The sequence below is a fragment of the Corynebacterium macginleyi genome (assembly GCF_003688935.1).
GTDB lineage: Bacteria > Actinomycetota > Actinomycetes > Mycobacteriales > Mycobacteriaceae > Corynebacterium > Corynebacterium macginleyi.
On the sequence record NZ_REGE01000002.1, the window covers coordinates 117,770 to 132,318 of the forward strand.

Here is a 14,549-nt window from a genome sequence, read left to right on the forward strand (position 1 = left end):
GGTTATTTCTCCTCATCTTCCGCAGCCGCTGAGGCGGAAGGACTCTCAGACGAACCGGCGCCAACGGATGCCGAATTTTCACCAGTGCGCGCCCGCACCCCAGCACCGGCAGGGCGGGACTGACTGTAGTAACCACGCTCGCGCCGCTCCTCGATCAGCGCGTAAATTCCGCCTAAACCATTCATCGGCGGCTTGGCTGCCGCGGGTCGGCGGCCAATGATCTGCATTAGCGGCGCCATGACCAAGAAGGACACGACCAAGTCGAAGATGGTGGTCAGGCCTAAGGTAAACGCGAAGCCCTTCACTTCGCCGATGGCGAGGAAGTAAACAATGACAGAACCGATCAATGTCACCGCGTTACCGGTCACGATGGTGCTACGCGAGCGTTCCCAGGCCTTCTGGGTTGCTGACCTAAAGGTTCTTCCCTCTAGGAGCTCATCCTTGATGCGTTCATAGTAGACCACGAACGAGTCCGCGGTCGCACCAACGCCGATGACCAAACCTGCAATACCGGAAAGGTCAAGCGAGTAACCAATCCAGCGTCCCAGCAGCACAATCGCGCCGTACGTCAACAGGCCGGAGCCGAGCAGGAAGATAATAGCCACACCACTTAGCGCACGGAAGTAGTACAACGAGTAGAGGATGACCAAAGTCAAGCCCGCTAAGCCTGCCCACAGGCCGGCCTCCAGTGCTGCCTTACCCAATGTCGGAGGTATGGACTCCACCGTGCCGCCGGGTTCACCGTTTTCGCCGGCAAAGGACAGAGGCAATGCGCCATAGCGGAGGTTATTGGCCAAGTTATTGGCTTCTTCTTGGCTAAAATCTCCGGTAATGGAGGTAGCGGAACCATACGGGGTAGCGCCCTGAATAACCGGTGCTGAAATAACGGCAGAGTCAAGCGTGATAGCAATCTGATCTTTGAGGTGCTCGCGGGTTAGGTCAGCCCAAGTCTGGGAACCATTCGGTCCGCTGCCAGTCTTGAAGGAGAAGTTAATCTCCATCTGGCCGGTCTGCGGATTCAGGCCGCCGTTAATTGGGGAATTGGTATCAATCTCATTACCCGTCAAACGGGTACCATCTTCGTCCTCGATGCCGCTGAGCAACGGCACCGGCTCTAGGACATAGGGAGTCCCACTGTCATAGTCGCACGTAACGAAAGGCTTGGACGGATCATCCGCGCCCGCTAACAGCGAATTGGTGCCCTGGCAGGTTAAGAGCGAAGAGGCCGCGGCTTGCGTCGTCGGATCAGTCGATTGCCGGTCCTTCAACAACATCGCGATAGTTTCTTCGCGGCGCTCGGTGCGCTCAATGGAGTTGGAAGGCTCGTCCAAAGGCTTAGCGGAGACCTTCGGTGCCTTAACGTCCTTCGCTTCCTTGCCCTCAGCCTGCGCTTCTTGCTGGGCAATGGCTTTGGTAACATCCTCCAACTTCTGGTTGGCCTCGTCTTTATCGAGGACGCCATATTTGACCCAGCGGTTGGCCATGTCCTCCAGCTCTTTAGCGAGCTTATCCATATCTGGAGCGGCGGGTTGTGCCACCGGGCGGAAGTACAACTGTGAGGTCTGCCCCACTGCCTGGGCCTGTGAGGCATCCTCGCCCGGGACGGTAATGACGAGGGTATTACCATTGATGACGACCTCGGACCCTGAAACACCCATACCGTTCACGCGCTGTTCCAAAATGTTGCGTGCTTGCCGTAGCTGGTCCTGGGTGGGTTGTTCACCTTGTGGCGCCAAGGTAACTCGGGTGCCGCCCTGCAGGTCGATGCCTAGCTTAGGGGCGGGTTCACGGTTTCCGGTAAAAAAGACCAGCGCATAGATAACGACCACGATGAGCCCGAAAAGCGCGAGGGCGCGTTTGGGCCATTGTCGGTTGCTATTTTTCATAGCGCCTCGAGATGATGCGGACAACGATATTCTCCTGTGCACTGCAAAACAGGGTGATTAGACAATGAATACGGCCCGACCAATTCGGCGCGGGCACGTTAACAAAGCACAATCGTACGTCATGGAACCAGATTTTCCGTAACGGGGTCCTCGTTTCAGCGAAAATACGCTCAGTTCGATGTTTTTCACAAGCCAAGTGCGGGCTCATAAACGCTCCTAGTATGCACAACGATGCGCCCTGCCGTGCCTCCCCTGAGGGCGCGGGCGGTAACGAGGATCTAACGGTCGGAGGACTGCTCGCCTTCTCCGCCGTTGAATCCCTCATGATTATTGTGCTCACCGTTTCCGTGCTGCGGCTCTACGCCATCGTCTGTACTAGCCGCTGCACTGCCTCGGTCGAGGTTCCGAGCATCACTTTCGGTGCGAACCACCGCCATCTTGTCAAAGGTGAGGATAACTCCCGGGGAAACCTCGAGGTCCACACTATTATCAGTCGTCCCTCGCACCACGCCATGGACACCCCCAGCGGTCACGATGCGGTCGCCATTCTGCAGGGAGTTTTGCAGCGATAGCATTTCATTCTGGCGTTGGCGTTGCTTACGCATCGCCATCATGGACGGAATGATGAACAAAGTGACAATGATGATGAGAAAGATGATTTCCATAACGTTCCAGTATGCCAGACCGCTTGGTGCACAAAAACCATAGGCTGGTTCCACCTCTCCGGCCCCACCGGCGAGTTACCCAGGCTGTCTTAAAACAAACCAATTGCTCCATCGGGAGGCGTTAGGCCCAGGTGCTGCCAGGCGGCTGCGGTAGCTACCCTGCCCCGTCCGGTGCGCGAAATCATGCCAGCTCGAACCAAGTATGGCTCGCAGACCTCTTCCACAGTGGAAGGTTCCTCGCCCACGGCAATGGCCAGCGTGTTAACCCCCACCGGCCCACCACCATGCCCATTAATTAGGGAATTGAGGACGGCGCGGTCCAGCCGGTCCAGACCCATTTCATCGACATCGAATACCTCCAAAGCCCCCTGCGCGGCAAAAAGATCGATGCGCCCAGTGCCGTTGACCTCGGCATAGTCCCGCACGCGGCGTAATAGGCGGTTGGCAATGCGCGGGGTGCCGCGCGAGCGCGAGCCTATTTCTACAGCAGCATCGTCATCGATGGTGACGTCCAAGATATGCGCCGCACGCTTGATCACACGGGTTAAATCCTCAGTGCTGTAGTACTCCATCTGAGCAGTAAAGCCAAAGCGATCCCGCAACGGACCCGTGAGCATTCCCGCTCGCGTTGTGGCCCCCACCAACGTAAACGGCGGGATCTCCAAGGGGATCGATGTAGCTCCCGGCCCCTTGCCCACAATCACGTCGATGCGAAAATCCTCCATGGCCATATAAAGCATTTCTTCCGCGGGCCGGGCGATGCGGTGGATCTCATCAATGAACAGCACATCTCCCTCCATAAGGTTGGAGAGCATCGCCGCCAGGTCACCCGCCCGCTCCAGCGCCGGCCCGGAGGTCATGCGCAGCGAAGTCCCCAGTTCCTGCGAAATAATCATGGCCATCGTGGTCTTACCCAGACCAGGCGGCCCCGATAAGAGGACGTGGTCTGGGGTAACCCCGCGGTTCTTCGCACCCGTAAGCACAAGGGAAAGCTGTTGCCTGACCTTTGGCTGCCCAATGAATTCCGTCAGGGATTTGGGGCGCAAGGAGCGCTCAATATCATGTTCTTCAGCGTGAGCGGTGGGCTCCACATCACTGTTGTGCTGGGAATCGTGCACCTTATTCATCCCCTTCGGGAGGTTGAACTCGGTGCGCTCAATATCGGACATGCTTTAGCCTTTGTGTCGTCTTGCGTCTTTATCTTTTAGACCTGCTTGCCCAGCTGGGCGAGGGCCGCGCGCAGCAAGGCCGACGTATCCGCCGCGGGCGATTCAGCATATACCGCTTCCACCACGGGCAGAGCCACCTTCTCAGTAAATCCTAGACCCACTAAGGCTTCAGTCACGCTGTTAACAACGGGACCACCGCCGCTTGGCGCCGCCGCTGCAGTATCGGCCGCGGGAGCCCCAGCAAAGGGCGCTACCTTATCTTTTAGCTCCAGGGTAAGGCGTTGCGCCATCCGCTTGCCGACGCCCGGAATCGTCTGCAACGCCTTGACATCCTCGCCGGCGATCGCCGCTGCCAGATCTTCTGCCCCCATGACGGACAACGCAGCCAAGGCGAGCTTGGGCCCCAACCCGGACACGGACTGCAGTACTTGGAACATTTCACGGTCATCATCGCTGGTAAAACCAAAAAGGGTCAAGGCATCTTCCTTGACCACCAAAGTGGTGAGCACACTGGTAGTTTCTCCGCAGCGCAAGGTACCCAATGTCCTTGCTGTGGCCAAGAACTTATAGCCCACTCCACCGCATTCAATAACGCCGTAATTTAAACCTACGTGGAGTACTTCTCCTCGCAATGCCGCAATCATTTTCTACTGTGCCTTCCTAACTTCGTACACATCCGGCATGACCTGATTAATCAATAGAACTTAGCTTGTGGCCGGTGCATTAGAGTTAAATCCGGTTCCACGGCCACGGACTCCACTGGTTTTCGCACCCAGGCCTAAACCAGTGCTATCCATCCTTACGATCGCCGGGGCTCGCCAGCAATGGCAGACGGCTAGTGCTAGGGCATCTGCCGCGTCCGCTGGTTTGGGTGGTTCCGTCAGTCCCAGGATACGGGTAATCATGGTCGTCATTTGTTTTTTATCCGCGCGCCCGTTGCCAGAGATGGCTTTTTTCACTTCCGACGGGGTGTACATATACACCGGAATATCCCGCTCTGCGGCCGCCAGCACGAGAACGCCCACCACGTGTGCGGTCTGCATGACGGTCGATACCTGACCGCGTTCAAAAACGCGTTCTACAGCCACTACATCCGGCGAATAGTCGTTCATCCACTCCTTGGCTGCCACAGACAGACGCAGCAGGCGCTCGGTCAAATCTTTATCACTTGGAGTCCGCACCACACCCACAGAAACAGGTAGAATTGCGCGCCCGCGCCCCGCTTGAACTACAGACAAACCGCAGCGAGTGAGGCCGGGATCAATACCCATCACACGCATGTCTTCAATATTCACACCTGCCCACTCCTGTTCCGCGGCCCCGCCGGCACCAACCCTGCTCCCCCATTATGTCCTACACACACATGTTCTACAACACGGCGCCAAGCTAAAGCGCACTCAGAAACACGCAATAAAAAGCTCGGCGTCGCCATCTCCGCATGCACGAAGAGCCGCCACCGAGCTAGCGCCCAATAAGTACAGGATGTTTATTCTGCGTTGAGTTCCGCTAGTACCTCATCAGATAGATCCATGTTGGTGTAAACGTTCTGGACGTCGTCGGAGTCTTCCAAAACATCGATGAGACGGAAGATCTTCTTCGCATCATTGGCATCGAGAGAAACCTCAACGGAAGCACGGAAATCATTATCGGCCTCATCGACCTCGATGTCGGCCTCCTTAAGAGCCTCCTTTACGGCCTGTACGTCTGTCGGTGCGCAGACGATCTCAAATTTCTCGCCTTGGTCTTGCACCTCTTCGGCACCGGCGTCCAAGACCGCCATCAAAACGTCATCCTCACTCAGCTCACCCTTTTCCACGAGGACATAACCGGTCCGGGAGAACATATAAGCGACCGAGCCGGATTCACCCAAGTTGCCGCCATTCTTGCTCATCGCAGTGCGAACATCGGTAGCCGCGCGATTGCGGTTATCGGTCAAGCATTCAATCAGCATTGCGACACCGTTGGGACCATAGCCCTCATACATGATGGTCTCCCAATCGGCACCACCGGCTTCTTCACCAGAACCGCGCTTACGAGCGCGTTCAATATTGTCATTGGGAACGGAGGCCTTTTTGGCCTTCTTAATCATGTCATCGAGCGTAGGGTTGGCCGCAGGATCACCACCGCCGGTCCGTGCTGCCACTTCAATGTTCTTAATGAGCTTGGCAAATTCCTTGCCGCGCTTGGCGTCATTGGCAGCCTTCTTGTGCTTGGTAGTTGCCCATTTTGAGTGGCCTGACATTAAGTCCCTTTCTAATTGGGTTCTAAATCTGCTAGCAATTATACGTGCCCTGCACAAACTGGGAAAAGCGACCCCACGATACGACGGCGTTTCCGGGCGTTGTGCCACTTATCACATGCGCGGTGAAAGCCAGCCAGCAGGGGTAGCCCGTGCAGAAGAACCGAATTCGAACTACCCATCGCCGGAAAATTTTCCCTAGAATCTTTCAAGTGAAAAGAATCGCGTCAGTTCCTGCGGTATGGGTGGGCTGGGTACTCGCCCGCTTGTTACTGGTCTATTTTATAAAAATAGACCACGACCCACGCGGCGATGTTGCCTATTATTTCTTTGGTGTCTTTGACACCGATACCACGCACATGACCGAATACCCCCACGCGGGCACATGGCCCACCGTCATCTTAAGCTATTTCACCGGTGAAGAACTCAGCGTATTCTACATCGGCTTTACCATCATGGCTCTGCTTGTTGATGCCACCTTCCTTGCCCTCCTGCTACGCCACCATGGAGGCGTTGAACGCATTTTTCTCGCCGGTTGGTTCTGGGTCTTTTTTGGCACGGCAGCAGGACATGTCTTGGTCTGGCGACTCGATATCTTCCCCGCGGTTGCCGTCGCCGGTGCTGCGACGCTACTTATTTCGCATCCCAAAACCGGTGCCGCCGTATTGGGATTCGCCACCGCCATGAAGCTCTGGCCGGGCGTTCTCGCGGCTGGACTAGTCGGGCGGTTTAATAGCTCTAATTCGTGGCTGCGCTTAGTGTCCTTTTTCGCCTCCGTTGCCGCAGTATCGGTGCTGACAGTTGTCACTTCCGGCGTGGACCGGCTTCTTTCCCCCCTGAATTATCAGGGGGTGCGTGGCCTGCAAATCGAATCCGTTCCGGCGACATACTTGCTCCTACAAGCCCACCTTAACCCAGGTAAGTGGCATCTAGGTTATGCGGAGTCGAAAAGCTTCGAGATTTCTGGCCCTGGCGTCGATACCGCCATCATGTGGAGCTCCGTCGCAACAGCCGGGATGTTAGTCTTCGCCCTGGGCTGGGCGCTATACCGTTTCGTCGCCGGCGGATGGACCTCGCGAACAACCGTCGCTTTCTTTACCGTCATGGTGTTATTGCTCATTGCTACCAATAAAGTATTTTCTCCCCAATACATCATCTGGCTCGGCCCGCTATTTGCGGTAGTCTTACGCCAACAGCTCCCCGCCGGGAGTGTACCCATCAAGATTTGTCAGGGCCTCCTCGCGCTATGTGCGATTGTCACCGCCGGGCTTGGCACCTACATCTACCCGTTTCACTATGACTACCTGTGGAAGTTTGTGGGCGAAGACCTCACCCCAGTCTACGTCCTTCTTGCCCGCAACACACTGATTGTCGTTGCTGTCCTCATCGCGCTCATTTGGTTCATCCTTGAGGTGAGCCGGGAGTCAGGTCGAATCAATGCCTCAGACTCCTCCAACTCTGCTGAGCCTGCAGGCAACAACGGTGCTACTGCGCCGACACCGCTGGACTAAGCTTTTAATCAGCCAGCATGTAGTCGAAATACTCGGGCAATTTTGCGGTTCCTCCGAGATGGAAAAAACGCACCGCCGGACGCAAACGCAGTGCGCGCGTATCGCTAACGGCCTCGTTATAAAAGCGATGCGCCAATTGGATGCGGCCTTCTGCATCAGCCAAAGCGGCCGGGCGCTGACCTACCGGGAAATCACGCACAATAGCGGCCGAAAGTTCGCGCTCGACCAAAGTGCGGGCATGAAAATGCCCCTGCGAAAGCTCAATGGATTCAGCCTTTTGCGCCAAGACGGCAAGCCCCGGCGAGACCGCCGCCGTTACCGCCGCGCGGCGATCCAGCGCCGCCTGCAGCTGCGCCAGTGCGGCATCGGTCCGAATATGCAGGAAATTTAGCCGTTGCGCGGTAAAAATAGCCCACGATGCCAACAGGATCAGTATGACCAGCGCGATGGCTATTTCTATCGCCACCATCGCTTCGCCCTTACCTTGCTACCATCTTGTACCGTTTCATAGACCTGCATAACTTCCGCGGCAACATGATCCCAATCAAACATCCGGGCGCGTTTCACACCATTGCTTACCAATCGCCGCCGATAGTCCGCATCATCTAACACGTGGTTGAGCACGCGCGCCAAATCGGTAGCATCGGCAGTGCGAAAGAGCGCGCCCGCTGGCTCATCCGAATCCGCGTTGCACACCGCCCGAAAGGCTTCCAAATCGGACGCTACGACGGCGGCACCGGCGGCCATGGCCTCTACTAGCACGATGCCAAAGCTTTCCCCGCCCGTATTAGGCGCCACATAGACATCGGCCCGGCCTAAAATCTGCGCCTTTTCCGCATCGCTGACGCGTCCCACGAAATCCACACCCTCAACCTCGCGCGCCCGGCCTCCGCCCATAATGGTGACGCGAATATTCTTGTTGACCTGACGCACCGCGGATAACAAGATGTCCAGGCCCTTCCGTGGCTCGTCGAGGCGGCCTAAGAAAACGACCTCTAGTGGGGCATCGGCAAGCGCAGGCTGGTTTTTTTTGCGCGCTACGGCGTAGACGGAGGTATCGACGCCATTAGGAATCAAGACAGGATCACCACCCAATTGCTCCACCTGCCAGCGCCGCGCCATATCCGAGACGGCAATGCCGCCGCGAATCTTTTCCAGAAAGGGAACGAGGAACGGCTTTGCCAAAGTGAGGATGAGAGAATTGGACGCTGAGGCATGGTACGTCGCCACCAAAGGGCCATGCGCCACGGCTAAAGCGGTCATCGAAAAACTTGGCGCATTGGGCTCATGGATATGCAGGACGTCAAAGTCGCCGGCGCGAATGAAGCGCTTGACTTTGCGGGTTACCTTTGGCCCCACTGACAAGCGTGCGACCGAGCCATTATACGCAATCGGGAAAGCCGGGCCACCTTTCACCACAAAGTCAGGCAGCGGTGTAGCCTCCCCAGCAGGCCCAATGACTTGGACAAAGTGACCTTGTTCTATAAACACAGTGGCTAAATCCAGAATATGGGCTTGCACGCCACCCGGCTCGTCAAAGGAGTATGGGCAAATGATACCAATGCGCATTAGTCGGAACGTCCCTTTCGCCCTTTTCGGCGCCGCTCCACATCCGCATTCCACTGCGGCTGCAGCATGTGCCAGTCTTCCGGGTGGAGCCGGATATTAGCCGCAAAACCATCCGCCATACGCTGGGTGGTTTCCTGAACATCGGTAACCTCTACCTCCGGTGACACTGACAACCCCCAACCATCGTCCTTGAACCAGGAGTGGACTACGTGGAGTGCCGCGCCGGTTTCGATGGCCAGCTGCGCCGGACCGGCAGCCATAGCGGCTTCCTCGCCCATGAAATCTACCGTGACCCCACTGCGGGTAATATCGCGTTCTGCCAACAAACAGACCACCCCGCCTTCTAGTAGAGCTTCCTTTAGGCGAGGAAAGGGCGTGGCCGCGCCACCGGTAAGCGGCAAAACTTCGAAGCCCAATTTCTCGCGGTAATCCACGAAGGCATCAAAAAGCACCTCCGGCTTTAACCGCTCTGCCACGGTGGTAAATCGCCCGTAATGACCCACCAAAAAGACCCCAGCCATATCCCAGTTTCCGGAGTGCGGCAATGCCAAGATAACACCGCGGCCGGACCGTGCTGAGACGTCGAAATGCTCAAGCCCCTCCAGGCCGGTCAAAAGGAGCTCGTGCAGCTCGGGATCCGCGTGAATCGCGGGAAGGCGAAACGCCTCCAGCCAATAGCGCATATATGAACGCATGGAATCACGCACCAGTTCGCGCGTAACGTTTTCTGCCCCCACCACGCGCGTGAGGTTTCGCCGGAGGTTATCCATGCCGCGCCCGTGGTCGCTCGCAAAATCCGCGCCCCACCGGAAGAAAATGCGAGCAACCGGCTCGGGTAACCGGCGAACGACTTTCCAACCCGCCAAATACCCGCCCGCTGCTACGTCTTGTTTATCCCACATGGTGCCGGATCCTCCAGAACAGTATGTGCGCAATCGGCGAACGGGCCGAAACGAACGCCCCCACTGCGCTTTTATTCGCTTAGTTACATCTCAGGGTCTTGGCGCGCTGCTATGGCAATGCGCTGGTATACGGTAAAGATCGAGCCTACCGCCAAGATCCACAGTGACACCGCCGCAGCATAATCTACCCCCAAACCCTCTAGGCCGATTCCGCCCAGAGCCAGAATAAGGCGCTCGGGGCGCTCAATCAGGCCACCGACCATCGTGAAACCGGACGCCTCTCCCCTAGCCTTGATATAGGAAATGACCTGGGAGCATACCAACGTAATGAGGCAGGCCGCCACGGTAAACTTGGACGCATCTGCGGTATAAACCAGCCACCACGCGATGGCGCAGAACAAGGCGCCATCGGTAATGCGGTCACAACTGGCATCGAGAGTGGCGCCAAAAGCACTGGATCTACCGGTCAGGCGCGCCATCGTACCGTCAAGCATGTCAAAGGCGGCGAAGAGACCGGATAATACGGCGGCGATGAACAGGTGGCCGGTAGGAATAAGGATGACCGAAATGGCGATAGTCACAATGGTGCCCGCAACCGTGACCACATTAGGTGTTAGCCCCAACTTCAAAAAAGTCTTGGCTACAGGTTCAACTACCACGGCGGCGGTCTTTCGCCCATGCACGCTAAGCACGCGAGTCCTCCTCTTCCATTTCACGCCAACCCTCTGCCAAGACACGACGGGTGTCTTGCAGCAGTTGCGGTAATACCTTAGTCCCATCGAGGACAGTCATAAAGTTACTATCCCCGGGCCACCTTGGCACCACATGCAAATGCAGGTGGTCCCCCACCGAGCCGCCGGACGCGCGCCCTAAATTCAAGCCCACATTAATAGCCTCGGGTTGGGACACGCGCTTGAGCACCCGCACGGCCTTTTGGGCAAAGGACATGAGCTCAAGGGACTCTTCCTCAGTGAGGTTTTCCAGCTCGGCCTCCTTGCGGTAGGGCACGACCATCAGATGACCAGCATTGTAAGGAAACAGATTAAGCAGCGCATATACAGTCTTACCACGCGCGATGATGAGGCCGTCTTCATCGCTGCCCTGGGGTGCTTCCAGGAATGGATCCTCTGACCGCCGCACAATATAAGCCATCCGGTACGGCGCCCACAATCGCTGCAGCCGGTCCGGCTCGCCGGCACCGGTATCGACGAAAGTCTCCTCGCTATGGCCCTTCCGCGGATTAGCGCCGGGCACGAAGGAGCTCTTCTGTCGGCTGGTCATTAATACGGTCTGCTACCCAGGTGGCGATGAGACCCACGGCCTCCTCAACAGGCACGCCGTTGACCTGTGTGCCATCCAAGAAACGGAAAGACACTGCACCGGCTTCTACATCACGGGCGCCGGCGACCAGCATGAAGGGGACCTTGCCCGTCGTGTGATTGCGAATCTTCTTCTGCATGCGGTCATCAGATGTATCGACATCCGCGCGAATGCCCTTGCTGCGCAGCCTGGCGGCAACATCTTCCAAATGCGGGGCGAAGTCATCCGCGACCGGAATACCCATAACCTGGTGCGGTGCCAACCACGCCGGGAATGCACCCGCGTAGTGCTCAAGCAGCACACCAAAGAAGCGTTCGATGGAGCCAAAGAGTGCCCGGTGAATCATAATCGGACGCTTCTTCGTACCATCGGAGGCGGTGTACTCCAGTTCAAAACGCTCAGGTAAGTTGAAGTCCAGCTGCACCGTGGACATCTGCCAGGTGCGGCCAATGGCATCGCGGGCCTGGACGGAGATCTTCGGCCCGTAAAACGCCGCCCCCTCTGGGTCAGGAACGAGCTCGAGACCAGACTTTTCTGCCACAGACTGCAAGATCGTGGTCGATCGTTGCCATATTTCATCAGAGCCGACGAACTTATTGGGGTCCTTGGTAGAAAGCTCCAAGTAGAAATCGGAAAGGCCGTAATCCTCAAGCAGCGAAATGATGAAGTCTAGAACCTGGGTTAGTTCTTCTTCCAGCTGCTCTTCGGTGCAGTAGATGTGGGCATCGTCCTGAGTAAAACCGCGCGCCCGCGTCAGACCGTGCACCACCCCGGATTTCTCGTAGCGGTAGACCGTACCGAATTCAAAAAGCCGCAACGGCAACTCACGATAGGAACGGCCGCGGGATGCAAAAATCAGATTGTGCATCGGGCAGTTCATCGGCTTGGCGTAATAATCCTGTGGCTCTTTGACCGTTTTTCCCTCGGCGTCATACTCGCCATCGAGCTGCATCGGCGGAAACATGCCGTCAGAGTAAAAATCAAGGTGTCCGGATTTGCGAAAGAGATCACCCTTGGTGATGTGCGGGGTATTAACAAAGGAGTATCCACCCTGCACGTGGCGATTACGGGAGTGGTTTTCCATCTCCATCCGCACGGTAGCGCCATTGGGGTGGAATACCGGGAAACCGGAGCCGATCTCATCCGGGAACGAAAACAGGTCCAACTCCTGGCCCAGGCGGCGATGGTCGCGCTTTTCCGCCTCTTCCACCATGGTCTGGTAGGCGGCTAATGCGTCCTTGGACTCAAAGGCAGTGCCGTAGATGCGCTGCAGGCCAGCGTTGGCCTGGTCCCCGCGCCAGTAGGCAGCAGACGAACGAATCAGGGCAAAAGCTGGGATATATTTCGTGGTAGGAACGTGCGGGCCGCGGCACAGGTCGAACCACTCCACCTCATTGGTCCGCGGGTTCACGTTGTCATAGTGCGTCAAATCGCCAGCGCCCACCTCGGCGGCCTCATCGGAACCGGGATCCACATTGCCCTTGTCCTGGATAAGCTCCAGTTTGAAAGGCTCATCCTGCAAGGCCTGTTCTGCCTCGGCCGTGGAGTTATAGGTGTGGCGCTCGAAACGCTGGCCGCCCTTGATGATCTTCTTCATTCGCTTTTCCAAGGCCTTGAGGTCCTCCGGGGTGAAGGGTTCAGCGGTCTGGAAATCAAAATAAAAGCCGTTTTCAATGGACGGGCCAATGCCCAGCTTGGTGCCGGGAAATTCAGCCTGCACGGCTTGAGCCATGACGTGGGCACAGGAGTGGCGAATGACGGCACGGCCGTCTTCCTCGCAGGCGGCAACCGGGACAAATGCAGATTCCTCATCCGGTGTATGCGAGAGGTCAAAAAGAGTACCGTCTGCGCCACGGACTACCACCACTGCCTCAGGACCCTTGTTGGGTAGGTTCAGCTCGCGGAGGGCCGCGCCAACCGATTGCCCGGCCGGCACGGTGAAGGATTCGTAATTTACCGGTGCTGCAGGAATAAGTTCCGCCATATTAGCGCTCCTTTTTGCGCTCGCGCAGATACGGCATACCTGGCCGCATCCACTAGTTAAATTTACGGATCGTCATTCTACAGCCCAGCATGCGTGCAAAGCGATTCCGCCCACCATGTTTCTTTACCATCGCTACCCTTGGTTCCCGGTGGGCAGAAATACATCGCCGAACCGATGTGCGTCAGCCACTCATTCATCAGGTCGGCCTCATCGAGGCGGGCTTGGATGGGTTCGAATTGCTTGGTGGGATCCTGCTGGTAACAAATGAAGATTTGGCCGATATTGGATAATTGGCCATCCTTGCCGTCCGGCGGCAACTCGTAGTTATAGGGGCGGCGCAAAATCCTTTGCTCCGGATGGTCCTTTGGCGCAGTCGCCCGGGCCATGTGAGAATTCTTATCGATGACGGGCAGGCCATACTTATCCGTGGCCTCAAAGTCCGCCGCATCGAATTCTTTATCCCCAGTAAGAGGTGCCCCATTGTTCAGCTTGCGGCCCACTGAATTTTCGCGGGACGAGCGGTCCAATTTTTCCCAGGTGTCCAGGTTCATGCGAATGCGACGCACTACCATGGCAGAGCCTCCGCGTTGCCACTTCGGTCCATCTTCAATCCACACCTGGTCCGCGAATTCTTCCTCGCTGTGGGGGTTGACGGTGCCGTCTTTTTGGCCAAACATATTCCGTGCGGTCTCGCCCTTTTCTTGGCTACCGTAGGCGTTGATAAATCCCTGTTGCAGCCAGCTAACTTGGGCGTAGTGCGCACTTGAACGCACCATATGCCGCAGGGCGTAGGTATTCATCAGGGGATCATCACTGCAAATTTGCAGGACAATGTCAGTTTGACCCCATTTATCTTCCAATTGGTCGCGGGAATAAGCGCGGACATCGCCCAGCCAGTCCGGCTTATCCACGCCCAATAGCGAGAAAATAGACTCACCCAGCCCGCACGTGATGGTTGCATTCGCAGGTTGGCGCACCATTTCCGGCTCCAAGGTTCCCAGCGGAGCTTGGCCTGTGCACAGGGCACGCGCGTCCTCGGTCCACAATTTCATCAGGCGGGCAAAGCCGTGTTTGCCGACGCCTTCTTTGAGATCAAAGCCCACCAAATTGAGGTGTGCTTGTTTGGCTGTGGCTATGCCGGCCTGGTGAGGGCCGTCGAAAACCACTGTAGCACCGGCAAGCGGGGTGTATTCCTCCTCTTCAGCGGTCGGTGTAGTTCCATCCGAGTTGCACCCCACCAGCGCGAAGGCGCTGGTAGACACTGCAGCGCCGGTGAGAAATCCCCTTCTGCTGAATCCCGTCAT

At 56.9% G+C, this 14,549-nt stretch carries 14 protein-coding genes; 1 reads left to right on the top strand and 13 read right to left on the bottom strand.

The genetic code is table 11. From position 1 onward, the window contains the following. Window positions 1-2 precede the first annotated feature (2 nt). The 6 genes from secD to D9V82_RS02295 form a co-directional block, all read right to left on the bottom strand. The gene (secD, locus tag D9V82_RS02270) at window positions 3-1,886 is read right to left on the bottom strand and encodes a protein translocase subunit SecD (protein WP_121910780.1); all 1,884 of its coding nucleotides are present in this window, start codon (window positions 1,884-1,886) and stop codon (window positions 3-5) included. Window positions 1,887-2,164: 278 nt separating this feature from the next. Then, entirely contained in the window at window positions 2,165-2,551 is a 387-nt protein-coding gene (gene yajC, locus D9V82_RS02275) for a preprotein translocase subunit YajC (protein ID WP_121910781.1), read from the bottom strand. Between the two features lie 89 nt (window positions 2,552-2,640). Further along, complete coding sequence (gene ruvB / locus D9V82_RS02280) at window positions 2,641-3,720, bottom strand: Holliday junction branch migration DNA helicase RuvB (protein WP_121910782.1); 1,080 nt, start codon at window positions 3,718-3,720, stop codon at window positions 2,641-2,643. Between the two features lie 35 nt (window positions 3,721-3,755). Then, window positions 3,756-4,364, bottom strand: coding sequence for a Holliday junction branch migration protein RuvA (gene ruvA / locus D9V82_RS02285; protein WP_121910783.1), 609 nt, complete (start codon window positions 4,362-4,364; stop codon window positions 3,756-3,758). A gap of 60 nt (window positions 4,365-4,424) precedes the next feature. After that, window positions 4,425-5,015 carry a crossover junction endodeoxyribonuclease RuvC gene (gene ruvC / locus D9V82_RS02290; RefSeq protein ID WP_121910784.1) on the bottom strand — a complete coding sequence of 197 codons (591 nt, stop codon included), beginning with the start codon at window positions 5,013-5,015 and terminating at the stop codon, window positions 4,425-4,427. 191 nt (window positions 5,016-5,206) lie between these two features. After that, a complete protein-coding gene (locus tag D9V82_RS02295) occupies window positions 5,207-5,962 on the bottom strand; it encodes a YebC/PmpR family DNA-binding transcriptional regulator (protein ID WP_121910785.1) in 756 nt (251 codons plus the stop codon). 209 nt (window positions 5,963-6,171) lie between these two features. On the opposite strand from D9V82_RS02295, the gene D9V82_RS02300 reads away from it, so the two are divergent. After that, window positions 6,172-7,470, top strand: a complete 1,299-nt coding sequence (locus D9V82_RS02300; protein WP_239088643.1) for a DUF2029 domain-containing protein — start codon at window positions 6,172-6,174, stop codon at window positions 7,468-7,470. A 4-nt stretch (window positions 7,471-7,474) separates the two neighbouring features. Here D9V82_RS02300 and D9V82_RS02305 read toward each other — a convergent pair whose 3' ends face one another. The 7 genes from D9V82_RS02305 to D9V82_RS02335 all read right to left on the bottom strand — a co-directional run bounded on the left by D9V82_RS02305 (window position 7,475) and on the right by D9V82_RS02335 (window position 14,549). Then, window positions 7,475-7,936: a hypothetical protein gene (locus D9V82_RS02305; protein ID WP_121910961.1), complete on the bottom strand. Its 462-nt coding sequence runs from the start codon at window positions 7,934-7,936 to the stop codon at window positions 7,475-7,477. Further along, window positions 7,927-9,039, bottom strand: a complete 1,113-nt coding sequence (locus tag D9V82_RS02310; protein WP_121910786.1) for a glycosyltransferase family 4 protein — start codon at window positions 9,037-9,039, stop codon at window positions 7,927-7,929. Before D9V82_RS02310 ends, D9V82_RS02305 begins: the two co-directional genes overlap by 10 nt. Next, on the bottom strand, window positions 9,039-9,941 hold the full coding sequence (locus D9V82_RS02315) for a phosphatidylinositol mannoside acyltransferase (RefSeq protein ID WP_121910787.1): 903 nt from the start codon (window positions 9,939-9,941) through the stop codon (window positions 9,039-9,041). The genes D9V82_RS02310 and D9V82_RS02315 overlap by 1 nt, the downstream gene beginning before the upstream one ends. Window positions 9,942-10,024: 83 nt before the next feature. Next, window positions 10,025-10,633, bottom strand: coding sequence for a phosphatidylinositol phosphate synthase (gene pgsA / locus D9V82_RS02320; RefSeq protein ID WP_121910788.1), 609 nt, complete (start codon window positions 10,631-10,633; stop codon window positions 10,025-10,027). After that, window positions 10,626-11,222, bottom strand: coding sequence for an HIT family protein (locus tag D9V82_RS02325; RefSeq protein ID WP_239088642.1), 597 nt, complete (start codon window positions 11,220-11,222; stop codon window positions 10,626-10,628). Before D9V82_RS02325 ends, pgsA begins: the two co-directional genes overlap by 8 nt. Beyond that, window positions 11,182-13,245, bottom strand: a complete 2,064-nt coding sequence (thrS, locus tag D9V82_RS02330) for a threonine--tRNA ligase (RefSeq protein ID WP_121910790.1) — start codon at window positions 13,243-13,245, stop codon at window positions 11,182-11,184. The genes D9V82_RS02325 and thrS overlap by 41 nt, the downstream gene beginning before the upstream one ends. 77 nt (window positions 13,246-13,322) lie before the next feature. Further along, complete coding sequence (locus D9V82_RS02335; RefSeq protein WP_121910791.1) at window positions 13,323-14,549, bottom strand: Dyp-type peroxidase; 1,227 nt, start codon at window positions 14,547-14,549, stop codon at window positions 13,323-13,325.